Annotated in this window: 23 protein-coding genes; 11 read left to right on the top strand and 12 right to left on the bottom strand. The window is 65.6% G+C overall.

What is annotated here, in order from left to right; all coding sequences use genetic code 11:
* Window positions 1-36 precede the first annotated feature (36 nt).
* Window positions 37-318, top strand: a complete 282-nt coding sequence (locus ACVWZ5_RS11655; protein WP_096049580.1) for a SelT/SelW/SelH family protein — start codon at window positions 37-39, stop codon at window positions 316-318.
* On the opposite strand, the gene ACVWZ5_RS11650 is transcribed toward ACVWZ5_RS11655, so the two are convergent.
* Together ACVWZ5_RS11650 and ACVWZ5_RS11645 are read right to left on the bottom strand one after the other, a co-directional pair.
* Window positions 319-1,206, bottom strand: a complete 888-nt coding sequence (locus tag ACVWZ5_RS11650; RefSeq protein ID WP_457340619.1) for a DMT family transporter — start codon at window positions 1,204-1,206, stop codon at window positions 319-321.
* A gap of 59 nt (window positions 1,207-1,265) precedes the next feature.
* On the bottom strand, window positions 1,266-2,060 hold the full coding sequence (locus ACVWZ5_RS11645; protein WP_062574800.1) for a helix-turn-helix transcriptional regulator: 795 nt from the start codon (window positions 2,058-2,060) through the stop codon (window positions 1,266-1,268).
* 124 nt (window positions 2,061-2,184) lie between these two features.
* Here ACVWZ5_RS11645 and ACVWZ5_RS11640 point away from each other — a divergent pair, with 124 nt between their 5' ends.
* Window positions 2,185-3,000 carry a UDP-2,3-diacylglucosamine diphosphatase gene (locus tag ACVWZ5_RS11640; protein WP_062574799.1) on the top strand — a complete coding sequence of 272 codons (816 nt, stop codon included), beginning with the start codon at window positions 2,185-2,187 and terminating at the stop codon, window positions 2,998-3,000.
* Between the two features lie 16 nt (window positions 3,001-3,016).
* Here ACVWZ5_RS11640 and ACVWZ5_RS11635 read toward each other — a convergent pair whose 3' ends face one another.
* Window positions 3,017-3,601: an HD domain-containing protein gene (locus ACVWZ5_RS11635; protein WP_062574798.1), complete on the bottom strand. Its 585-nt coding sequence runs from the start codon at window positions 3,599-3,601 to the stop codon at window positions 3,017-3,019.
* A 102-nt stretch (window positions 3,602-3,703) separates the two neighbouring features.
* Window positions 3,704-4,015 (bottom strand): DUF962 domain-containing protein, encoded by a 312-nt coding sequence (locus ACVWZ5_RS11630; protein WP_062574797.1) that lies wholly within the window; start codon window positions 4,013-4,015, stop codon window positions 3,704-3,706.
* A 154-nt stretch (window positions 4,016-4,169) separates the two neighbouring features.
* Between ACVWZ5_RS11630 and ACVWZ5_RS11625 the strand changes: the two genes are divergently transcribed.
* A complete protein-coding gene (locus ACVWZ5_RS11625) occupies window positions 4,170-5,216 on the top strand; it encodes an AraC family transcriptional regulator (RefSeq protein WP_084943099.1) in 1,047 nt (348 codons plus the stop codon).
* On the opposite strand, the gene ACVWZ5_RS11620 is transcribed toward ACVWZ5_RS11625, so the two are convergent.
* A complete protein-coding gene (locus ACVWZ5_RS11620; RefSeq protein WP_062574795.1) occupies window positions 5,173-6,627 on the bottom strand; it encodes a TrkH family potassium uptake protein in 1,455 nt (484 codons plus the stop codon). The genes ACVWZ5_RS11625 and ACVWZ5_RS11620 overlap by 44 nt on opposite strands.
* 169 nt (window positions 6,628-6,796) lie before the next feature.
* Between ACVWZ5_RS11620 and ACVWZ5_RS11615 the strand changes: the two genes are divergently transcribed.
* Complete coding sequence (locus ACVWZ5_RS11615; RefSeq protein ID WP_062574794.1) at window positions 6,797-7,354, top strand: NAD(P)H nitroreductase; 558 nt, start codon at window positions 6,797-6,799, stop codon at window positions 7,352-7,354.
* A gap of 85 nt (window positions 7,355-7,439) precedes the next feature.
* Here ACVWZ5_RS11615 and ACVWZ5_RS11610 read toward each other — a convergent pair whose 3' ends face one another.
* The 6 genes from ACVWZ5_RS11610 to ACVWZ5_RS11585 all read right to left on the bottom strand — a co-directional run bounded on the left by ACVWZ5_RS11610 (window position 7,440) and on the right by ACVWZ5_RS11585 (window position 11,623).
* Window positions 7,440-8,822: a sensor histidine kinase gene (locus ACVWZ5_RS11610; RefSeq protein ID WP_084943102.1), complete on the bottom strand. Its 1,383-nt coding sequence runs from the start codon at window positions 8,820-8,822 to the stop codon at window positions 7,440-7,442.
* A 12-nt stretch (window positions 8,823-8,834) separates the two neighbouring features.
* Complete coding sequence (locus ACVWZ5_RS11605) at window positions 8,835-9,251, bottom strand: Spy/CpxP family protein refolding chaperone (RefSeq protein ID WP_084943104.1); 417 nt, start codon at window positions 9,249-9,251, stop codon at window positions 8,835-8,837.
* A 253-nt stretch (window positions 9,252-9,504) separates the two neighbouring features.
* Entirely contained in the window at window positions 9,505-10,182 is a 678-nt protein-coding gene (locus tag ACVWZ5_RS11600) for a response regulator transcription factor (RefSeq protein ID WP_028691090.1), read from the bottom strand.
* Window positions 10,183-10,189: 7 nt separating this feature from the next.
* Window positions 10,190-10,582, bottom strand: a complete 393-nt coding sequence (locus ACVWZ5_RS11595; RefSeq protein WP_062574791.1) for a hypothetical protein — start codon at window positions 10,580-10,582, stop codon at window positions 10,190-10,192.
* A 143-nt stretch (window positions 10,583-10,725) separates the two neighbouring features.
* Window positions 10,726-11,025, bottom strand: a complete 300-nt coding sequence (locus ACVWZ5_RS11590; protein ID WP_062574790.1) for a YciI family protein — start codon at window positions 11,023-11,025, stop codon at window positions 10,726-10,728.
* A gap of 1 nt (window position 11,026) precedes the next feature.
* A complete protein-coding gene (locus tag ACVWZ5_RS11585) occupies window positions 11,027-11,623 on the bottom strand; it encodes a septation protein A (protein WP_062574789.1) in 597 nt (198 codons plus the stop codon).
* A gap of 67 nt (window positions 11,624-11,690) precedes the next feature.
* Between ACVWZ5_RS11585 and ACVWZ5_RS11580 the strand changes: the two genes are divergently transcribed.
* From ACVWZ5_RS11580 to ACVWZ5_RS11555, 6 genes are all read left to right on the top strand, one after another.
* A complete protein-coding gene (locus tag ACVWZ5_RS11580) occupies window positions 11,691-12,551 on the top strand; it encodes a PHP domain-containing protein (RefSeq protein WP_062574788.1) in 861 nt (286 codons plus the stop codon).
* A 13-nt stretch (window positions 12,552-12,564) separates the two neighbouring features.
* Window positions 12,565-13,194 (top strand): L-threonylcarbamoyladenylate synthase, encoded by a 630-nt coding sequence (locus ACVWZ5_RS11575; RefSeq protein ID WP_062575760.1) that lies wholly within the window; start codon window positions 12,565-12,567, stop codon window positions 13,192-13,194.
* Window positions 13,195-13,319: 125 nt separating this feature from the next.
* Window positions 13,320-14,018: a segregation and condensation protein A gene (locus ACVWZ5_RS11570; RefSeq protein ID WP_172402438.1), complete on the top strand. Its 699-nt coding sequence runs from the start codon at window positions 13,320-13,322 to the stop codon at window positions 14,016-14,018.
* A 14-nt stretch (window positions 14,019-14,032) separates the two neighbouring features.
* Complete coding sequence (scpB, locus tag ACVWZ5_RS11565; protein ID WP_457340618.1) at window positions 14,033-14,794, top strand: SMC-Scp complex subunit ScpB; 762 nt, start codon at window positions 14,033-14,035, stop codon at window positions 14,792-14,794.
* 174 nt (window positions 14,795-14,968) lie between these two features.
* On the top strand, window positions 14,969-16,033 hold the full coding sequence (rluB, locus tag ACVWZ5_RS11560; RefSeq protein WP_028691082.1) for a 23S rRNA pseudouridine(2605) synthase RluB: 1,065 nt from the start codon (window positions 14,969-14,971) through the stop codon (window positions 16,031-16,033).
* Window positions 16,034-16,687: 654 nt separating this feature from the next.
* Window positions 16,688-18,106, top strand: coding sequence for an amino acid permease (locus ACVWZ5_RS11555; RefSeq protein ID WP_062574784.1), 1,419 nt, complete (start codon window positions 16,688-16,690; stop codon window positions 18,104-18,106).
* A gap of 72 nt (window positions 18,107-18,178) precedes the next feature.
* Here ACVWZ5_RS11555 and ACVWZ5_RS11550 read toward each other — a convergent pair whose 3' ends face one another.
* Window positions 18,179-19,060: a LysR substrate-binding domain-containing protein gene (locus ACVWZ5_RS11550; protein ID WP_084943109.1), complete on the bottom strand. Its 882-nt coding sequence runs from the start codon at window positions 19,058-19,060 to the stop codon at window positions 18,179-18,181.
* Window positions 19,061-19,212: 152 nt separating this feature from the next.
* Here ACVWZ5_RS11550 and ydiJ point away from each other — a divergent pair, with 152 nt between their 5' ends.
* Window positions 19,213-22,230: a D-2-hydroxyglutarate dehydrogenase YdiJ gene (ydiJ, locus tag ACVWZ5_RS11545; RefSeq protein ID WP_186600176.1), complete on the top strand. Its 3,018-nt coding sequence runs from the start codon at window positions 19,213-19,215 to the stop codon at window positions 22,228-22,230.
* Window positions 22,231-22,319 lie beyond the last annotated feature (89 nt).

The raw sequence follows: 22,319 nt of genomic DNA, 5'->3' as shown, positions 1-22,319 counted from the left end.
CTAGTATAAGCGGCCCTTCCTGCGGAGTTTCCCTACATGGCAGACAGCAAGCCACAAATCGTCATCACCTATTGCACCCAGTGCCAGTGGCTGCTGCGCGCTGCCTGGCTGGCCCAGGAGCTGCTCAGCACCTTTGCCGACGACCTCGGCCAGGTAGCGCTGGAGCCCGGCACCGGCGGGGTGTTCCGCATCACCTGCGACGGCGTGCAGATCTGGGAACGCAAGGCCGACGGCGGCTTCCCCGAGGCCAAGGTGCTCAAGCAGCGGGTGCGCGACCAGATCGATCCGCAGCGCGACCTGGGCCACAACGATCGCTGATCAGGCGCTTTCGGGCTGCGGCTGGCGGGCGGGTTGCTCGGCGGCCAGGCGGCTGGACAGCACGATGGCGAAGATGATCAAGGCGCCGCCGGCGAGCATGCGCAGGGTCGGCTGTTCGGCGAACACCACCCAGGCCACGGCGATGCCGTACACCGGCTCCATGCCGAACACTACCGCGGCTGTGCGCGCCTTGATCACCGCCAAGCTGGCGACGAACAGGCTGTGGGCGACGCCGGTGCAGAAAACGCCGAGCAGGGCGATCCACAGCCAGTCCAGCGGTGCCACCGCGCCCAGGCCGGGCACGGCGAACGGCAGCAGGCACAGGCTCACCACCAGGTTCTGCCACAGCGCCGCCTGCACGGCGGGCAGGCGCCTGGAACCGGCGCGGTTGGTCAGCGACAGCAGCGAGAACAGCAGGCCCGAGAGCAGCGCCCAGAGCAGCCCGCCGGTGGCCTCGCTGGCCAGGTCGAAGGCCGGGGTGACCAGCACCAGGCCGATGCTCACCAGCAGCACCAGCAGTGCTTCATTGCGGCGGATGCGTTCGCGGAACAGCAGGCCCTCGAGGATCACGGTGAAGGCCGGGAAGCTGGCGAAGCCGAGGGTGGCGATGGCCACGCCGCCGACCTTGACCGCGATGAAGAAGCTCACCCAGTGCCCGGCCAGCAGCGCGCCGCCCAGCAGCAGGCGGCGCAGGTCCTGCCCGCGCAGCGGTTGCCAGGCCTGGCGCGCCAGGCTGGCGAACAGGGCCAGGGCCAGCACCGCGAACAGGGCACGGCCGAAGACGATGATCGAGGGGGTGGCGCTGGCGGCCAGCTTGCCGAAGACGCCGGTCAGGCCGAAGAACAGCGCGCCGATATGCAGGGCGCCGAGGGCGGTGCGGTGGTTCATGGTGGTCCTTTTGCATTCGCAGGGAGAGAAGATCCTGGCGCTCAGTGTAAGAGCCCGGTCTACCTGCGTCTGTCGCCCACCTCGCGCCCATTGTCGCCAGACTCGCGCCGCAACGCCAGCGGCGTGCAGCCGAACGCCCGCATCACCGCCGCGCTGAAGGCACTCTGCGAGCCATACCCCACCCGCGCCGCGACCTCACCCACCGGCAACAGCGTTTCACGCAACAGTCGCCGGGCCATCGCCAACCGCCGCTCACGGATATAGTCCATCGGCGTCATACCGCGCTCGCTGGCAAAACGCGCATGCAGTCGCGCGCTGGAAAGCCCGGCCAGCCGCGCCAGATCGGCGACCTGCAATGGATAGGCGGCGTGCTGCTCGATATGGCGGTCGAAGGCGGCATAGGGCAGGCGCCTGCTGGCCAGTACCGGGGCACCGACCTGCGGGTTGAGGCTGGCCAGCAACAGCACCGCGCCTTGGCGGGCAATCAGCGGGTCGTCCACCGGGCTTGCCGCCAGCCAGTCCACCAACTGCTGCTGGCGGCTGTCCAGGCCCAGGGGGCCGGGGCGGTCGAGCAGGCGGCGGCTGTTGTCGGCGTGCTCGCCCAGGTGCTCGCCAAGCCAGTGCCCGCCTGGCACGTCCAGCACCAGGCAGTGGCTACCCTCGGGGCTGCCGCAAGTGTGGTGGGCACCGGCAGGCACCACCATCAGGTCCTGGCGACCGACCCTGCCGCCGCGGCCATCCACCTCGAAATCCAGGCGTCCGCCCAGGCCGAACACCAGTTGCGAGTGGTCGTGGCTGTGGGCGATCAGGTCGTGGCGATAATGGCGCAGCGAAAGCAGGGGGGCAGCGGTCATGTTGAGTCCTCACGAAGCAGGTGAAGAGTGTACACCTCAAGGCGGACGCAGGATGGTCATGCGCCTGCCACCAATCTGTCACCGGTGCCTGCCAGTCTCCAGCAAACAGCGCCGGAGCCTGCCCATGACCCATGCCGAATCCTTTCGCCCGTCACGCAAGCTGCGTGTCCGCACCCTGTGGATTTCCGATGTGCACCTGGGCACCCGGGATTGCCAGGCCGAACACCTCGCGCATTTTCTAAAGGCCTACCAGGCCGAGCGCATCTACCTGGTCGGCGATATCATCGATGGCTGGAAACTGCGCGGCGGCATCTACTGGCCCCAGGCTCACACCAACGTCATCCGCCGCCTGCTGACCCTGAGCAAGCGCGGTACCGAAGTGATCTACGTCACCGGTAACCACGACGAGTTCCTGCGCCGCTACTCGAAACTGATCCTGGGCAATATCCAGCTGGTGGACGAGGCCGAGCACCTCACCGTCGATGGCCGGCGGCTGTTGGTGATCCACGGCGACCAGTTCGACGTGATCACCCGCTACCACCGTTGGCTGGCGTTTCTCGGCGACCGGGCCTACGAATTCACCCTGGTGCTCAACCGTTGGCTCAACCACTGGCGCGCCCGTTATGGCTACGGTTACTGGTCGTTGTCGGCCTACCTCAAGCACAAGGTCAAAGGGGCGGTGAACTTCATCAGCGATTTTGAGGACGCCATCGCCCACGAGTGTACCCGGCGTGGTTTCCAGGGCGTGGTGTGCGGGCATATCCACCATGCCGAGATTCGTCGGGTGGGCGAGGTGGAGTACCTCAACTGCGGTGATTGGGTGGAGTCGTGCACGGCGCTGATCGAGCACTGGGACGGGCGGATCGAGCTGTACCGGTTCGCCGAGGCGCAGGCGCGGGAAGCCGCGTCGCGCCTGGCGGAGCTGGGTGAACCGGCTTGATCGCCGTCCCTGCTGGTCAGGCCGACGCTTTCAGGGCCGTCTTGTAGATCGACTGCCTGGGCTGGGCGAACAGCCGCTCCATCATCGGTTCGAAGAACGTCAGCGGCAGGCTCGGGTACTCGGGGTCGAACGCCGCCGCGTCGTAGCGCGCGCAGAACTCGATGGTCCGTTGGTACTGCGGGTGATCGCTGAACTGCTCGCGCAGGTGGCGATCCATGCCCAGGTGGTGAAAGAAGTAGTAGCCCTGGAAGATCCCGTGCTTCTCGACCATCCACAGGTTCTCGGCGCTGACAAAGGGCTTGAGGATCGCCGCGGCGATATCCGGGTGATTGTAGCTGCCGAGGGTGTCGCCAATGTCATGCAGCAGGGCGCAGACCACGTATTCCTCGTCGCGGCCGTCACGGTAGGCGCGGGTGGCGGTCTGCAGCGAGTGGCTCAGGCGATCGATGGGAAAACCGCCGAAGTCGCCATCGAGCAGGCGCAGGTGGGCGAGGATGCGCTGGGGCAACTGCCGGGCATAGGCGCGAAAGTCGTCGGCAATGATTGCCCAGTCCTGGGCGGTGCCGTCGCGCATGTGGCTGAAGTTCGCTTGCTTGTTCATCGCCGCGGGCCACTCGTGTCGGGGACATGCCTGGCAGTGTTGGCCAGGGCGCGGGCTTTGGCAGTGGCCGGCCGGGACGCGAACCTGGCCTTGCGGGCCTATTCAGAGGTTGATCCGGCCCAGCAGGATGTCGCGGAACATGGCGAAGTCGCCGACCAGGCTATACCAGGGATGGGTGAAGGTGGCCGGCCGGTTCTTCTCGAAGAAGAAATGCCCGGCCCAGGCGAAGCCGTAGCCGGCCAGCGGCACGGCCAGCAGCAACAGCCACTGGCCGCTGCCGATGCTGTAGGCGAGCAGGGCGATCACCAGGCTGGTGCCGACGAAGTGCAGGCGGCGGCAGGTGGCGTTGCTGTGCTCGCCCAGGTAGTAAGGGTAGAACTCGGCAAAACTGCGGAACTGCGCTGTGCGGGTCATGGCGGGCTTCCGGATCTGCGGATCGTGCGAACAGGATACACGGCGTGGAGCCTGAATCGAGTCTAGAGTCATTGGGGGCAGTGGCCAGTGACAATAGGCGCCAATTGAGTATCCTTTCGGTTCACCGCAGGAGCGGTCAGCACAAGAGCCTGTCATGAGTGAGAGAACCACGTCAGCCAGCTGGGCATCAGGGATCGTCAAGGCACTGGAGCTGGAAGGACTCGATTGTCCGGCCATGTTCAAGCAACTAGGGCTCGACTTTTCCGCCCTCGACGACCCCGATGCGCGATTCACCCAGGATTCGATGACCCGGCTGTGGCAACTGGCGGTCGAGTTGTCGGGCAATGAGGCCATCGGCCTGAACATGGCCCGGGTGGTGCGTCCGGCCTCGTTCCATGTGGTGGGTTATGCGCTGATGTCCAGCCGCACCCTGGCCGAGGGTTTCGAGCGCCTGGTGCGCTACCAGCGGATCATCGCCGAGAGCTCGGACCTGAGCTTTCGCCTCGAGCCGGACGGCTACGCCCTGGTGCTGACCGTGCATGGCGATCACCTGCCACCGACCCGGCACAGCGCCGAGGCCTCCCTGGCCTGTGCCCTGGCCCTGTGCACCTGGCTCAGTGGGCGGCCGATCCAGCCCCGGCGGGTGCTGATCCAGGGCGGCCAGCCGAAGAATGTCGAGCCGTACAAGGTGGCCTTTCATGCACCGCTGGTGTTTGGCGCGCCCCATGACGCGCTGGTGTTCGAGCGTGCCGACATGGAGGCGCCGCTGCCGACCGCCAACGAGGCGATGGCGGTGCTGCACGACCGCTTTGCCGGTGAATACCTGGCGCGCTTCTCGGAAAGCCGCGTGACCCACCGCGTGCGCCAGGTGCTGTGCCGTATCCTGCCCCAGGGCGAGCCCAAGCGCGAGACCGTGGCCCAGGCCCTGCACCTGTCGCAGCGCACCTTGCAACGGCGCCTGCAGGACGAGGGCACCAGCTTCCAGACCCTGCTCGACGACACCCGCCGCGAACTGGCCGAGCAGTACCTGGCCCAGCCCGGCACCACCTTGCTGGAAACCGCCTACCTGCTGGGTTTCGCCGATCCGAGCAACTTCTACCGGGCGTTCCGCCGCTGGTTCGACACCACCCCGAGCGAGTACCGCACGCGGTTGTCGGTCAGTGACGCCAGAACGCCGGCATGCACAACACCAGCACCGTGATGATCTCCAAGCGGCCCAGCAGCATGCCGCCGGAGAGGATCCACTTGGCCGCGTCCGGCAGGCTGGCGTAGTTGCCGGCCGGGCCGATCACCTCGCCCAGCCCGGGGCCTACGCCCGACACCGTGCCGGCGGCGCCGGTCAGCGCGGTCATCCAGTCCACGCCCAGCAGCGACAGCAGCAGGGCGATGATGCAGATGGTGATGGCGAAGAAGAACGAGAAGGTCAGGATCGAGCGCACGATCTCTTCGTCGAGGCGATGGCCGTTGTACTTCTGCTTGATCACCGCCCGCGGGTGGATCAGCTGGTTGAGGTTGGCCTTGAGCAGGATGTAGGCGACCTGGAAGCGGAAGATCTTGATGCCGCCGGCGGTGGAGCCCGAGCAACCGCCGACGAAGCCCAGGTAGAAGAACAGCATCAGCGAGAAGTTGCCCCACATGCTGTAGTCGCCCAGGGCGAAGCCGGTGGTGGTGACCACCGAGGTGACGTTCAGCGCCACGTGACGCAGGGCGTCGAGCCAGTGCAGGTTGGTGGTGGCCCAGTACCAGGTGCCGAGCACCAGCCAGGTGGCCACCAGCATGGCCAGCAGGCCCTGCACCTGCTGGTCCTTGATCAGCGCCTTGCGGTGGCCGCGCAGGGTGGCCACGTACAGGGTGAACGGCACGCTGCCGAGAATCATCACCACCACCGCGACCCAGTGCACCGCAGGGATGTCCCATTTGGCCAGGGACTGGTCGGAGGTGGAGAACCCGCCGGTGGAGATCGCCGACATGGCGTGGTTGATCGCGTCGAACGGGCTCATCCCCGCCCACCAGAACGCCAGGCTGCCGAGCACGGTGATGCCGACATACACCGCGACGATCGACTTGGCGACCATGTGCGAGCGCGGCATGACCTTTTCCGAACGGTCCGAGGACTCGGTCTGGAACAGGCGCATGCCACCGATGCGCAGCAGCGGCAGGATCGCCACCGCCATGCCGATGAAGCCGATGCCGCCCAGCCAGTGCAGCATCGAGCGCCACATCAGGATGCCCGGCGACATGGTGTCCAGGCCGCTGAGCACGGTGGCGCCGGTGGCGGTGATGCCAGACATGCTTTCGAAGAAGGCGTCGGTGTAGCTGATGTGTTGCGTCAGCAGGAACGGCAGGGCGGCGAACACGCAGACCACCAGCCAGCTGCTGACGGTCAGCAGGTACATGTCGCGGGGGCGCAGGTGCACGTGCTCGGGGCGGCCGGGGATGACCAGGCCGAGCCCGGCGAGGAAGGTGATCAGGCTCGACCAGAGGAACGACGGCATGTCGCCGGTGCGCTCGAAGACCACCAGGGTCGCCATGGGCACCACCATGCTCACTGCCAGGGTGATCAGGAAGATGCCGATGATGAAACCAATGATCCTTAAGGTCGGCAACGCCATGTGATCTGCTCTGACTCGCTACGGAAAGGGCGCCATTTTAAGCCGCAAGTTGCAAGCTGCAAGCTGCAAGTACCAATGAGGCTTACGAAGGCTGTTTTTCTTGTGGCTTGCAGCTTGCAGCTTGCAGCTTGAGAATGGCGGCACTTTCAATCTGCCAGGAGGGTAGCCCATGGAGGCTCTCGACGCATTGCTCAACCGTGTTTCCGTGCCACGCCTGACCGAACCTGCGCCCAATGCCGCCCAGCGCGAGGCGCTGTTCCAGGCCGCATTGCGCGCGCCGGACCATGGCCAGCTGCGCCCCTGGCGCTTCCTGACCATCGAGGGCCAGGGCCGCGAGAAGCTCGGCGAGCTGTTCGCCGAGGCGGTGCAGGCCAAGGGCGATGCCTCCCCGGCCGCGCTGGACAAGGCCCGGGCGATGCCGCTGCGGGCGCCGCTGCTGATCGTGGTGATCGCCCGGCTGCAGGATCATTTCAAGGTGCCGAAGATCGAGCAGCGCCTGGCCGCCGGCTGCGCCGCCCATGGCATCCTCATCGCCGCCCATGCCCAGGGTATCGGCGCGGTGTGGCGCACCGGCGACATGGCGTTCGATGCCCATGTGCACGAGGGTTTGGGCCTGGAGGCGAATGAAGAGGTGATCGGCTACCTGTATGTCGGCACGCCGATGGGCGAGCCGCGCACGGCGCCGGTCCTGGAGACGGCCCGGTACGTCAGCGCCTGGGGTAACTGAAGCATCAGTTATCGCGGGGCAAGCCCGCCCCACAGGAATGCGCGGGAGCGGGCTTGCCCCGCGATGGGTTCATCACCACTATCAGCTATTCATGCCCCAAGGGCAGCTCCAGCGTCGCAATGAACCCACCTTGCGGATGGTTCCCCAACACCAGGCTGCCACCATGGCGCTCCGCCGCCTTGCGCGCAATCGCCAGCCCCAGGCCATGCCCCGGCGCCTCCTGCCCCGGCGCCCGGAAGAACGGCTCGCCCAGCTGCGCCAGGTGCTCTGCCGCCACCCCCGGCCCATGATCGCGCACGCTCAGCACGATGCGATCCTGTTCGCGGCGGGCATGCACCTCGATCGGCTGCCCGGCCGGATTGAAGCGCAGGGCATTGCGCAATAAATTGTCCACCGCCCGTTCGATCAAGGTCGGCCAGCCGTGCAAGGTCAGCCCTGCCTGCGCCTCCAGTCGCACTTCCTGTTCCGGGGCTGACAGTTGGGCGTCCTTGCGCACGCCGCCCAGCAAGGCATTGAGGTCCACGGGTTCGGCATGGGCCTGGTCGGCATCGACCCGGGCCAGCACCAGGATCTCGCTGATCAGGTCTTCCAGGCGATCGCACTCGCGGGTCAGGCGCGGCCACAAGGCCTCGCGCTGCTGCGGCTCGGCGCGCTCGGCCAGGGCCAGGGCGATGCGCAGCCGTGCCAGCGGCGAGCGCAGTTCGTGGGATACATCGCGCAGCAGCTGGCGCTGGCTGCCGATCAAGCTCTGCAGGCGCGCGCCCATCTTGTTGAAATCGTTGGCCAGCACGCCGAACTCGTCGCGGCGCACTGCCAGCCGCGCCAGGCTGTTCTGCTGGTAGCTGGTCTGTCCCAGGTCGTGCACCGCGCCGCGCAGGCGGCTGAGCGGTCGGGTGATCGACAGGGTCACCAGCAGGCTGAACAGGGTCAGCACCACCAGGGCGATCCCCAGGGCGCTGAGCGGCCAGATCAGGCTCTCGCGGTGCCAGGCGGCCAGTTCGGGGTGGGGAATGCGGTAGATCAGCAGGTAGGTTTCGCCGCTGGTGGGGCTGGTGTATTCCTCGGTCAGGCGGCGCCAGGGCAGGCGGCGCTCGTCGTTGTGCTGGCGCGCCTCGAAGGCGGCGGCGCGGCGCGGGAAGGTACCGGGTACCACGGCATCGCCGCTGTCGTCGAGCACCTGCACGTCGATCTTGTAGCGCTGCTTGCGCCGCTCCAGGAAGCGCTGCGACGACTCCAGGCCGTCCTGTTCATAGTGTTGGGCCCAGTGACTGGCCAAGTTGTTCAGGCCCGGATGGCGGCTGAGGATCCAGGTGTCCTGGTTGAGCATGTGCCCGAGCAGGATCGACAGCCCGGCGACCAGGGCGATGGCCAGCCAGAAGCTGGCCAGGATGCGCCAGAACAGTGAACGCAAGACGAGCACCTCCGAGAAAGGGCGAAAGCCCGGCCCGCGGGGGCGCGGGCCGGGCATCGGGCTGACAGCTTACTGGGCCTTGGCGGCTTTTTCAGCCTTCCAGGCCTGGAACTCCTTCCATTCGGCCTTGCGCGCGGCGCGTTCCTTCTGCAATTCGTCGAACTTCTTCTGCTGCTCGGGCTTGAGCAGGGCGCGGATCTGGCCGTCGGTCTTGTCGTGGCTGGCCTTGAGTTCGTCCTTCATCGCTTTCTGCTCGGCGGCCGGCAGCTTGGCCATGTAGCGCTCGGTGATGTCGCGGCGCTGCTGCATCTGCTCGCCCATCAGCTTGCCGATCTGCTGGCGCTGATCGCGGCTCAGGTCCAGCTGGGCGAAAGGCGCGTCACCGCGATGATGGGGGCCGTCGTGGCGCGGGCCGCCGTCAGGCATGGCCATGGCCACGGTCGGCAGGGCGGCGGCGAACATCAGGGCGATCAGGGTCTTGCGCATGGTGTCTCTCCTTTCAGGGGCCGGTGGTTACCGGATGAGCCCAGTCTAGGGAGATCAAGGTCAAGGGCGGTCAGGCGAGGGTAAAGGCTGGGTAAAGATGCCGGTAGCCACCGTGCGGATCCTGTGGGAGCGGCCTTGTGTCGCGATGGGCTGCACAGCAGCCCCGGCAATTTTTTGCATACCGCCACGATTCTGGGGCCGTTTCGCGTCCCATCGCGACACAAGGCCGCTCCTACAGAGGTCGTGTTGCCTGTCAGAGGCTGTAGTAGTAGCCGCGGCTGCGCAGGGCGACGATGCGCGGGCGGCCATCCGGGTGCGGGCCGATCTTCTTGCGCAGGTTGCTGACGTGCATGTCCAGGCTGCGGTCATAGAGCGTGAGCTTGCGGCCCAGGCCGATCTGCGCCAGTTCCTGCTTGTCCAGCGGCTCGCCGGGCTGGCGCAGCAGCGCTTCGAGGATGCGGCTCTCGGACAGCGTGAGGGTCATCTCGCGTTCGTCGATGCTGACCACGCCGCGCACCGGGCTGAAGGTCAGGTCGCCGATCTCGACCTGGCTGCTGGGCGCGCTGGGGTGGCTGCGGCGCAGCACGGCGCGCAGGCGGGCGGTGAGCTCGCGGGGGTCGCAGGGCTTGGCCAGGTAGTCGTCGGCGCCCAGCTCCAGGCCAAGGATGCGGTCCAGCGGCTCGCCCCGGGCCGAGAGCATCAGCACCGGCAGGTCGGTGTGCTCGCTGCGCAACTGTTTGAGCAGTTCCAGGCCGCTGCCGTCGGGCAGCATGACATCCAGCACCACCGCCGCCGGAGCGTGGGTGGCCAAGGCCTGGCGCGCACTCTGGCCATCGTGGCAGGCGCGCACCGCAAACCCTTCCTGGGTCAGCCAGCTGCCGAGCAGCTCGCACAGTTCCTGGTCATCATCAATCAGTAACAGCTCGCTCATGTCTCACTCAATTCAACCATTGCCGGCGTCTTCTGTGTCCGCCGCTGGCTAAGATACCGCAGACTGCCGACAACAGTGCAACGACCGAACCGATCAGGAACCACTGCTGCTGGTCGGTGAGCAGCCGCTGAGGCGCGCTGCTCGCGGCCTGCAGCTCCTTGATTGCCAGCTTCAGGCGCTGGTTGTCCTGGCGCAGGCGCGAGAGTTGGGCGCTTTCGCGCTCGTTGTCCTGGTTCTGCAGTTGCAGGGTCAGCGCGTCGCGCTGTTTCTCGCTTTCTTCCAGGCGCTGTTGCAGCTCGGTGATCCGCGCCCCGGCTTCCAGCGACAGCGGCTGCTCGGCCGCGGCGAAAGGGGACGACAGCAACAGGCAAAGCAGCAGGGACATCGGACCTTGACGCATTGGAACTCCTGATTCGTATCGATTCAGGAGGTTGTCGGCCGGTTGTCGGAATTTATGAATAGCGCAGCGCGGGGTGTAGCAGGGAGCAGGCTTTGCTGGTGCGGCCTTGGCCCGCTACCACAAAGCCTGTCCTCAACAGCCTGTTAGGGCAGGACTTGCTTGAACGGCTTGACCACGACCTTGTCGTAGACGCCCGCGGCGATGTACGGGTCGGCGTCGGCCCAGGCCTGGGCGGCCGCCAGCGAATCGAACTCGGCGACGATCAGGCTGCCGCTGAAACCGGCGGCCCCCGGGTCGTTGCTGTCGACGGCCGGGTGCGGGCCGGCAAGCACCACACGGCCCTCGGCCTTGAGCTGTTGCAGGCGCTCGATATGGGCGGGACGTGCGGCCAGGCGTTTTTCCAGGGAGTTTTCGACGTCGCTGGCGATGATGGCGTAGAGCATGTCAGTCCTTGGGTTTGGAGGTGGAAGGGTCGGTATCGTGCAGGTGGCGCGACAGGTAGACACCCTGGGCCACCAGGAACAGCACGGTCATGCCCAGGCTGCCGAACACCTTGAAGTCGACCCAGATGTCCTGGAAGGTGAAGGCGACGAACAGGTTGGCGGCGCCGCACACCAGGAAGAAGCCGATCCACGCCAGGTTCAGGCGGTTCCAGACTGTTTCAGGGAGTGTCAGGGCGTGGCCCATGATGCGCTTGATCAGCACCCGGTCACCGATGAAGTGGCTGCCGGCGAAGGCCAGGGCGAACAGCCAGTTGACCACCGGCGCCTTCCATTTGAGGAAGGTCTCGCTGTGGAAGGCCAGGGTCAGGCCGCCGAACACCAGGCAGGCGACCAGGGTCAGCAACTGGCCCTTCTCCAGCTTGCCGTGGCGCAGGAACAGCGCGCCGTAGACCACCACGGAGCTGGCGATCAGCATGGCGGTGGCGCTGTAGATCCCGCCGAACTCGAAGCCGTGGCCGGCGAATTCGACCGGGCGCGGGTCCAGTTTGTAGACGATGAAGAACAGCAGCAGCGGGATGAAATCGATGAATTGTTTCACAGTGGCAGCCAGAAGCGGGATGTGACGGCATAATAACAAACATCGATTCCTGCGAAAGCGCTCCTCCATGAATGTTGATCTGCACTGTCACAGCACGGCCTCCGACGGCGCCCTGTCGCCCACGGCACTGGTCGCCCGGGCCCATGAGCACGGGGTGCGGACGCTGTCGCTCACCGACCACGACACCCTCGAAGGTCTGCCCGAGGCCCGCCAGGCCTGCCTGGACAACGGCATGCGGTGGATCAGCGGGGTGGAGTTGTCGTGCACCTGGGGCGGCGCCACCATCCATGTGCTGGGTTACGATTTTCCGCTCGATGCCCCGCCCTTGCTCGAGGCCATCGACAACCTGCACCGTGGCCGCTGGCTGCGCGCCGAGGAAATAGACCGCAAGCTGGCGGCCAAGGGCATGCCCGGCGCGCTGGACGGCGCGCGGGCCGTGCAGCAGGAGCTGGGCGACAGCGGCAATGCCCCGGCGCGCCCGCACTTCGCCGAATTCCTGGTGCGCGCAGGTTTCGTCAAGGACCGTGGCGAGGCCTTTCGCAAGTGGCTGGGCGCCGGCAAGTTGGGGGACGTCAAGCTGCACTGGCCGACGCTGGAGGAAACCGTCGCCACGTTGCGCCAGTCCAATGCCTGGGTGAGCCTGGCTCATCCCATGCACTACGACCTGACCCGCAGCAAGCGCAGACGGCTGATTGCCGACTATATTCAGGCAGGAGGGCAGGCACTGGAAGTGGTCAATGGGATGATGCCGCCCGAGCAGGTGGGGACTATGTCGATCCTCACCCGTGAGTTCGGCTTGCTGGCAAGCGCCGGCAGTGATTTCCACGGCCCTGGCACCTGGGGCGAGATCGGTGCCTACCGGCCATTGCCCGAGGACCTGCCACCCCTGTGGCGCCGATTCCGACATGAACAGCCTATGGCGGTATGAACAGGACGATTTCGTGAGCCAATTTTTCCAGATTCATCCGGAGAACCCGCAGCCGCGCCTGATCAAGCAGGCTGTGGAGATCATCCGCAAGGGTGGCGTGGTGGTCTATCCGACCGACTCGGCCTATGCGCTGGGCTGCCAGATCGGCAACAAGGCCGCCATCGAGCGGGTGCGCAAGCTGCGTGGCCTGGACAAGACCCACAATTTCACCCTGATGTGCTGTGATATGTCGCAACTGGGGTTGTACGCCAAGGTCGACACCGGCACGTTCCGCCTGCTCAAGGCCCATGTGCCTGGGCCTTACACCTTCATTCTCAATGGCACCCGCGAGGTACCGCGCCTGCTGCTTCACGAGAAGCGCCGTACCATCGGCCTGCGCGTGCCTAAGCATGAAATCACCCTGGCCCTGCTGGCGGAACTGGGCGAGCCGCTGATGAGCGTCAGCCTGATCCTGCCGGGCGACGCTGAGCCGATGGTCGACCCCTACGAGATCCGCGAGCGCCTTGAACACAACGTCGACTTGGTGATCGATGGCGGCTTCGGCGACCTCAAGGCTTCCACCATCATCGACCTGTCCGGCGACGAACCTGCGTTGATCCGTGAAGGCTGCGGCGACCCCACGCCGTTCCTGGTCAACGCATGAGCCAGACGGAAACGCCCGAGGCGCCGGCCGAGGAGGCCGATGCCCCCCAACAGTTGCAGCTGGCCCTGGTCTACGGGGAGGCGCTGACCGAACTGCCGGTGGACCTGTACATCCCACCGGACGCGCTGGAAGTGATCCTCGAGGCTTTCGAGGGTCCGCTGGACCTGCTGCTTTACCTGATCCGCAAGCAGAACATCGATATTCTCGATATCCCGGTGGCCGAGATCACCCGCCAGTACATGGGTTATGTCGAGTTGATGAAGAGCGTGCGTCTGGAGTTGGCCGCCGAGTACCTGGTAATGGCCGCCATGCTTGCCGAGATCAAGTCGCGCATGCTGCTGCCGCGTTCCAGCGAGATCGAGGAAGAGGAGGGCGACCCGCGCGCCGAACTGATCCGCCGACTGCAGGAGTACGAGCGCTTCAAGGCCGCCGCCGAAGGCATCGATGAGTTGCCGCGGGTCGGACGCGACGTTGTCGTGCCGCGCCTCGAGGCCCCCCAGGCCAAGGTGCGCAAGCTGCTGCCGGAGGTGGCGCTGGAGGAGATCCTGCTGTCCATGGCCGAGGTCATGCGTCGCAACGACCTGTTCGAGAGCCATCAGATCACCCGCGAGACCTTGTCGACCCGCGAGCGCATGAGCGAGGTGCTCGAACGCCTCAAGGGCGGTGGCTTCGTGCCTTTCGTCGAACTGTTCAGTCGCGAGGAGGGCAAGCTCGGCGTCGTGGTGACCTTCATGGCGATTCTCGAACTGGTGAAGGAATCGCTGATCGAACTCGTGCAAAATGAGCCTTTCGCCCCGATCCACGTCCGTGCCCGGGCAGAATGACCTGACGACTACCGATGAACCTGAACGAACCCCGTGAACTGGCGTCGCTGATCGAGGCCTTCCTGCTCGCCTCGGGCAAGCCACAATCCCTCGAACGCCTTTACGAGTTGTTCGAGGAGGCCGAGCGCCCGGCCCCCGCTGTTTTCAAGAAGGCCCTGGATGTGCTGGGCAAGTCCTGCAGCGGCCGTGCCTTCGAACTCAAGGAAGTGGCCAGCGGCTATCGCCTGCAGATCCGCGAAGACTATGCACCCTGGGTCGGCCGCCTGTGGGAGGAGCGCCCGCAGCGCTATTCCCGCGCGCTGCTGGAAACCATGGCGCTGATCGCCTATCGCCAGCCCATCACCCGTGGCGAGATCGAGGACGTGCGCGGCGTGGCGGTCAACAGCAACATCATCAAGACCCTGATAGAGCGCGAGTGGATCCGCATCGTCGGCTATCGCGAGGTGCCCGGCCGGCCGGCGATGTTCGCCACCACCAAGGCGTTTCTCGATCATTTCAACCTCAAGAGCCTCGACGAGCTGCCGGCATTGGCCGAGTTGCGCGAGATGGAGCCGGAACCGCTGCTCGATCCGGACGAGGCGCCGGTGCCCGCTCACCTGCAAGCCTTGGCCGATGCCAGCCTGGGCGGGGAGGGTGAAGAGGTGCAACCCAAGGAGCAGACTAGTTTCCGCTCGCTGCTGGTTGAGCTGGATGCGATGGAAGAGGGGCTCAAGACCGATTTCGATGATTTGCGCGATGAGGCGTCGGTCGAGCCCGAGGACGAACCAAAGGCCTGACTGCCGACCTTGTGACTGCGGGCTTGCCCCGCGATAAGGCCGGCACCGTCAACACCTACCTTTGGGCAGAATCTACAGGGCTATCACCAAAAACCTTCTACCCTCCAGTGCGTTCCCCCGCCGAACCGCGTATGATGCGCGCCCGCTTTCACTACTACACCGGGAGGTGCCCAGATGAGTGACAAAGACCTGCAAGACCAACAACCCACCCCGCCGTCCGGCGAAAAACTGCAGAAAGTACTGGCGCGCATCGGCGTCGGCTCGCGTCGTGACGTCGAGGCCTGGATCGGCCAGGGCCGTATCAAGGTCAACGGCGTCGAGGCCACCCTGGGCCTGCGCGTCGACCTGCACGACGCCATCACCGTCGACGGCAAGCTGATCAAGCGTGTCGAGGCCGCCGAGGCGACCCGCCGCGTGATCATGTACAACAAGCCCGACGGCGAAATCTGCACCCGTGACGACCCGGAAGGCCGCCCGACCGTGTTCGACCGCCTGCCGCGCCCGAAAGAGGGCCGCTGGATCAACATCGGCCGCCTGGACATCAACACCACCGGCTTGCTGCTGTTCACCACCGACGGCGAGTTGGCCAACCGCCTGATGCACCCGTCCTATGAAATGGACCGCGAGTACGCCGTGCGTGTGCGCGGTGAGGTCGACGACGACATGATCGATCGCCTCAAGGCCGGCGTGGTGCTCGAGGACGGCCCGGCCAAGTTCACCGACATCCAGAAGGCACCGGGCGGCGAAGGCTTCAACCACTGGTACCACTGCGTGGTGATGGAAGGCCGCAACCGTGAAGTGCGCCGCCTGTGGGAATCCCAGGGCGTGGTGGTCAGCCGCCTGAAGCGCGTGCGTTTCGGCCCGGTGTTCCTCAACTCCGACCTGCCGATGGGCCGCTGGCGCGAAATGAGCCAGGGCGAGATCGACATCCTGGCCGCCGAAGTCGGCCTGCAGCCAGTGGCGCTGCCGGAGATGAAGCTCAAGGCCAAGGACAAGCTCGAGCGTCTGCAGCGCAAGTCGACCCGTCCGCTGGGGCGTGGCGAGCGTGTGCGCACCTTGCGTCCGGCTGCCGAAGGTAAGGCCGAGCGCCCGGCGCGCGCGCCGCGTGAAGAGTCTGCGCCGCGCAAGAGTGGTCGTGGCAGCACGGTGGCCGAGCGCCCGAGCGAGATGCGCAAGCGTCCGGCCCGTCCCGAGGGCGACAAGCCTGCCGGCCGTGGTCGCGGCAAGCCGCGTGGCTGATTCGCCCCGGTAGCGAAAGAGCCAGCCTTCGGGCTGGCTTTTTTGTGGCTGCGGTTTATGGCACGGGGCAAAGCGGTCCCAAGTACCTGAACAGACAGAAATTTTCCCGGCCAGTGGCAAATTTTCAAACCGCTATGTAAAGAAAATTATACGATCCGAGGCCTTTTCCTCGGCTTGCCAGTGATTTACCGCTCTTCGTCACAAAATCTTTCCAAGACTTGCGCGCCAGAGCCTCCCCGACACCCTTTCCCCTCTTCCCAAACCCCTGCCCAAACGCTGAGATAGCGCCATTGCCGTGTGCAGAGCCAGGCAGGATAGCCAGGCATCGAAAACAACAAAATGGAGGCGCCATGTACGCCGATCACTCCGCCTTTTCAGGCCTTCACCCCAGGACCGGTGCGTTTTTTCCACAGGAAACGATGCAACGCGTTGACGCCTGCGCGTTTGCAGGGGTATACAATGCGCCGCGTTTTACCTGTGACCCCCTTGCGTACCGCGCACTCTTGCTGACACCCGGTTGATCCGTCCGGGCACCTCGCCCGTCAGGACCGTCCCGTCCAAGAACCCAAGGTAACCACCTTGCCCATTCCGCTGCGCCACGAGTGCGGTGGGTCCGATTCCGTCACAGATAAAAACAAGCAGGTGACTTCGTTCATGAGTGGACATAATTCACAGTCTGGCGAACTCAAGCGTGGCTTGAAGAACCGCCATATCCAACTGATCGCCCTGGGTGGCGCGATAGGCACCGGATTGTTCCTGGGCTCGGCCGGCGTGATGAAGTCCGCCGGTCCGTCGATGATCCTCGGCTATGCGATCTGCGGCTTCATCGCCTTCATGATCATGCGCCAGCTCGGCGAGATGATCGTCGAAGAGCCGGTGGCCGGCTCGTTCAGCCACTTTGCACACAAGTACTGGGGTGGTTTCGCCGGCTTCCTGTCGGGCTGGAACTGCTGGGTGCTGTACATCCTGGTGGGCATGTCGGAGCTGTCGGCAGTGGGCAAGTACGTCCATTACTGGTGGCCGGAGATCCCGACCTGGGTGACTGCGGCGGCGTTCTTCCTGCTGATCAACGCCATCAACCTGATGAATGTGAAGTTCTTCGGCGAGGCCGAGTTCTGGTTCGCGATCATCAAGGTCGCCGCCATCGTCGGCATGATCGGCCTGGGCGCCTACCTGCTGACCAGCGGCAGTGGCGGTCCGGAAGCGTCGGTGACCAACCTGTGGGCCCATGGCGGCTTCTTCCCGCATGGCGTCAGCGGCCTGGTGATGGCTCTGGCCTTCATCATGTTCTCCTTCGGTGGCCTGGAAATGCTCGGCTTCACCGCAGCCGAGGCCGACAAGCCGAAGACCGTGATCCCCAAGGCGATCAACCAGGTCATCTACCGCATCCTGATTTTCTACGTGGGCGCCCTGGTGGTGCTGCTGTCGCTGACCCCGTGGGACAGCCTGGTGGCCAGCATCGACGCCTCCGGCGGCAGCTACGGCAGCAGCCCGTTCGTCCAGGTCTTCTCGCTGCTGGGTAGCGACGTGGCCGCGCACCTGCTGAACTTCGTGGTCCTGACCGCGGCGCTGTCGGTCTACAACAGCGGCACCTACTGCAACGCCCGCATGCTGCTGGGCATGGCCGAGCAGGGCGATGCCCCGGCGGCGCTGGCCAAGGTCGACCGTCGCGGCGTGCCGGTACGCTCGATCCTGGTGTCGGCGGCCGTGACCCTGATCGCGGTGCTGCTCAACTACCTGATGCCGCAGAACGCCCTGGAGCTGTTGATGTCGCTGGTGGTGGCGACCCTGGTGATCAACTGGGCGATGATCAGCTACTCGCACCTGAAGTTCCGCCAGCACCTCGACCGCACCGGCCAGAAGCCGCTGTTCAAGGCGCTGTGGTACCCGTACGGTAACTACCTGGTGCTGGCCTTCGTGGTGCTGATCCTCGGCATCATGCTGCAGATCCCGGGCATCCAGGTATCGGTGTACGCCATGCCGGTATGGCTGGTGGTGATGTATGTGGCCTACCAACTGAAGAGCAAGCGTGGCTCCCAGGCCAATGGCGCTGCTGGCAGCATCGCCAAGTAAGCGCTGACGCGCACCAACAAAGAACCCGATGCCGGGTGACTGGCATCGGGTTTTTTGTTGCCTGTGCCGGCCTCAGATCTGTTCGAGCAACCAGCCGCGAAACGCCCGCAGCGAAGGCAATGCCTCGTTCCTGGGCGGATAGATCAGGTAGTAGCTGCGTTGGCTGGCAAACGGTGTGCCCGGGCTGAAAAGTTCGCCGCTGGCCAGTTCCTCCTGCACCAGGATTCTGGGCACCAGGCCAATGCCTATGCCTGCCCGAACCGCTTGAATCAAATGCGAGGTCAGCTCGAAACTTGGCCCAAGGCGCATCGTCCGGTGGGGCAGGGCATGGTGGGAAAACCACTCGCCCCAGGCATGGGGGTTGTTGGCGACGTTGAGCAGTACCTGCTCGCTGATCCTTTGCGGGTTCCAATGCCCGTCCACCTTGGATTCGGGTGGCAGGATCACCACCAGTTCCTCGGCGTGCAGGCGATGGCAGACCAGTCCGGGCAGGTCGTGGGTGGCCACGCCGATGGCCGCGTCGATCTCGCTGGTGTCGAAGTTGATGGCTTCGATACGGGAATGAATGTGCACCAGCATGCCGGGGTGGGCGCTGTAGAACGCATGCAGGCGCGGCAGCAGCCATTTCGAGCCGAAGGTCGGCAGGGTCGCCAGGCGCAGGGTGCCGACCCCGGACTGGTAGGCCAGGGCCTGCAAGGTGGCGCTGCGGATCCGGCCGAGGGCCTCGCTGAGCTCGCGCTGGTACAGGCGGCCGACATCGGTCAGCTGCACCTGGCGCCCCTCGCGGCGGAACAGGGTGAGCCCCAGCTGTTGCTCCAGCGCCTGCACCTGGCGGCTCACCGCGCTCTGGGTCAGCGAAAGCTCGGCGGCGGCGCGGGTATAGCTTTCATGCCGCGCGGCCGCCTCGAAGGCCAGCAGCAGCGACATGGACGGCGTGAGGTGGCGGTAATTCATTCATAAAGCTCATTGATAGCGGCAGGAATATCCATTTGCCCCTGGCGCGAAACTACAGGAACATTGGCCTGTTCGAAATCCTCCCATGAGTCATTCATGCAGGAGTGACAAGATTTCCGTGAATTAGCCCGATATCAAAGAGGCATCCTTCGATGATCGCCCAGCTGCCGCCCCGTGCGCCCGCCGCCTACTACCCCGAGTTTCTCGAAGCCCTGAAGAACAGCGGCTTTCGTGGCCAGATCAGTGCCGACTACGGCACCCGCACCGTGCTGGCCACCGACAACTCCATCTACCAGCGCCTGCCCCAGGCGGCGGTGTTCCCATTGGATGCCGACGATGTGGCGCGGGTCGCCACGCTCATGGCCGAGCCGCGCTTTCGCGATATCAAGCTGACCCCGCGTGGCGGCGGCACCGGCACCAACGGCCAGTCGCTGACCGACGGCATCGTCGTCGACCTGTCGCGGCACATGAACAGCATTCTCGAGATCAACGTCGAGCAGCGCTGGGTGCGGGTCCAGGCGGGCGTCGTCAAGGACCAGCTCAACGCCGCGCTCAAGCCCCATGGGCTGTTCTTCGCGCCAGAGTTGTCGACCTCCAACCGCGCCACCGTCGGCGGCATGATCAACACCGACGCCAGCGGCCAGGGCAGTTGCACCTATGGCAAGACCCGCGACCACGTGCTCGAGCTGCACAGTGTGCTGCTCGGTGGCGAGCGTCTGCACAGCCTGCCGATCGACGACGCGACGCTGGAGCAGGCCTGCGCCGCGCCCGGCCGGGTCGGCGAGGTGTACCGCATGGCCCGCGAGATCCAGCAAACTCAGGCCGGGCTGATCGAAAGCACCTTCCCCAAGCTCAACCGCTGCCTGACCGGCTACGACCTGGCGCACCTGCGCGACGAGCAGGGGCGCTTCAATCTCAACAGCGTGCTGTGCGGTGCCGAAGGCTCGCTGGGCTATGTGGTCGAGGCCAAGCTCAATGTGCTGCCGATCCCGAAGTACGCGGTGCTGGTCAACGTGCGCTACACCAGCTTCATGGACGCCCTGCGCGACGCCAATGCGCTGATGGCGCACAAGCCGCTGTCGATCGAGACCGTCGACTCCAAGGTGCTGATGCTGGCGATGAAGGACATCGTCTGGCACAGCGTCGCCGAGTATTTCCCGGCCGACGCCGAGCGCCCGACGCTGGGCATCAACCTGGTGGAGTTCTGCGGCGACGAGCCGGCCGAGGTCAATGCCCGGGTCGAGGCGTTCGTCGCCCACCTGCAGCGCGACACCAGCGTCGAGCGCCTGGGGCATACCCTGGCGGAGGGCGCCGAGGCGGTCACCCGGGTCTACACCATGCGCAAGCGTTCGGTGGGGCTGCTGGGCAACGTCGAGGGCGAGGTGCGGCCACAGCCGTTCGTCGAGGACACCGCCGTGCCGCCGGAGCAGTTGGCTGACTACATCGCCGACTTCCGCGCGCTGCTTGACGGTTACGGTCTTGCCTACGGCATGTTTGGCCATGTCGATGCCGGCGTGCTGCACGTGCGCCCGGCGCTGGACATGAAGGACCCGGCCCAGGCCGCGCTGGTCAAGCCGATCTCCGATGCCGTGGCGGCGTTGACCCAGCGCTATGGCGGCCTGCTCTGGGGCGAGCATGGCAAAGGCCTGCGCTCGGAGTACGTGCCGGAATACTTCGGCGAACTGTACCCGGCGCTGCAGCGTCTCAAGGGTGCCTTCGACCCGCACAACCAGCTCAACCCGGGCAAGATCTGCACCCCGCCTGACAGCGCCGAAGGCCTGACCCCCGTGGATGGCGTGACCCTGCGTGGTGACCTGGACCGCAGTATCGACGAGCGCGTCTGGCAAAGCTTCGGCAGCGCCGTGCACTGCAACGGCAACGGCGCCTGCTACAACTATGACCCCAACGACGCCATGTGCCCATCGTGGAAGGCCACCCGTGAACGCCAGCACTCACCCAAGGGGCGTGCTTCGCTGATCCGCGAATGGCTGCGTCTGCAGGGCGAGGCGAACATCGATGTGCTCGCCGCCGCCCAGCGCAAGGCGTCCTGGTTCAAGGGGCTGCCGGCGCGCCTGCGCAACAGCCGTGCGCGCCAGCAGGGACAGGAAGACTTCTCCCACGAGGTATACGACGCCATGGCCGGCTGCCTGGCGTGCAAGTCCTGCGCCGGGCAGTGCCCGATCAAGGTCAACGTGCCGGACTTCCGCTCGCGCTTCCTCGAGCTGTACCACGGCCGCTACCAGCGCCCGTTGCGCGATTACCTGATTGGTTCGCTGGAATTCACCATCCCGTACCTGGCCCATGCGCCGGGCCTGTACAACGCGGTGATGGGCTCGAAGTGGGTGAGCAGGCTGCTGGCGGACAAGGTCGGCATGGTCGACAGCCCGCTGATCAGCCGTTTCAACTTCCAGGCCACCTTGACCCGTTGCCGGGTCCAGGTGGCGAGCGTGCCGGCCCTGCGTGAGCTGACCCCGGCCCAGCGCGAGCGCAGCATCGTGCTGGTGCAGGATGCTTTCACCCGCTATTTCGAGACGCCACTGTTGGCCTCGTTCATCGACCTGGCCCATCGCCTGGGGCACAAGGTGTTCCTCGCGCCCTACAGCGCCAACGGCAAGCCGTTGCACGTGCAGGGTTTCCTCGGTGCCTTCGCCAGGGCGGCGATCCGCAATGCCACCCAGCTCAAGGCCCTGGCCGACTGCGGCGTACCGCTGGTAGGGCTGGATCCGGCGATGACCCTGGTCTATCGCCAGGAGTACCAGAAGGTGGATGGCGTGGAGTGTCCGTCGGTGCTGCTGCCCCAGGAGTGGCTGATGAATGTGTTGCCCGAGCGGGCGCCGGCCAAGGCCGAGAGCTTCCGCCTGATGGCCCACTGCACCGAGAAAACCAATGTGCCAGCCAGTACCAAGCAGTGGGAGCAGGTGTTCGCCCGCCTGGGGCTGAAGCTGGTCACCGAGGCCACCGGCTGCTGCGGCATGTCCGGTACCTATGGGCATGAAGCGCGCAACCAGGAAACCTCGAAGACCATCTTCGAGCAGTCCTGGGCGACCAAGCTGGACAGGCAGGGTGAGGCATTGGCGACCGGCTACTCGTGCCGCAGCCAGGTCAAGCGCATGACCGATAAGCAGTTGCGCCATCCGTTGGAGGTGGTGCTGCAGTACGCCCAGCGCTGATACCGGCAAACAAGGCGGGGCGGACAGCTCCCACCCGGTCGCATTGCGGCCCGGTGGGAGACCTTGCTGGGCGGGCTCAGGGGAGGGCG

Source organism: Pseudomonas sp. TE6283 (assembly GCF_054060555.1).
The sequence above is the reverse complement of the archived record's forward strand: the minus strand, read 5'-3'. Positions and strand labels throughout refer to the sequence as shown.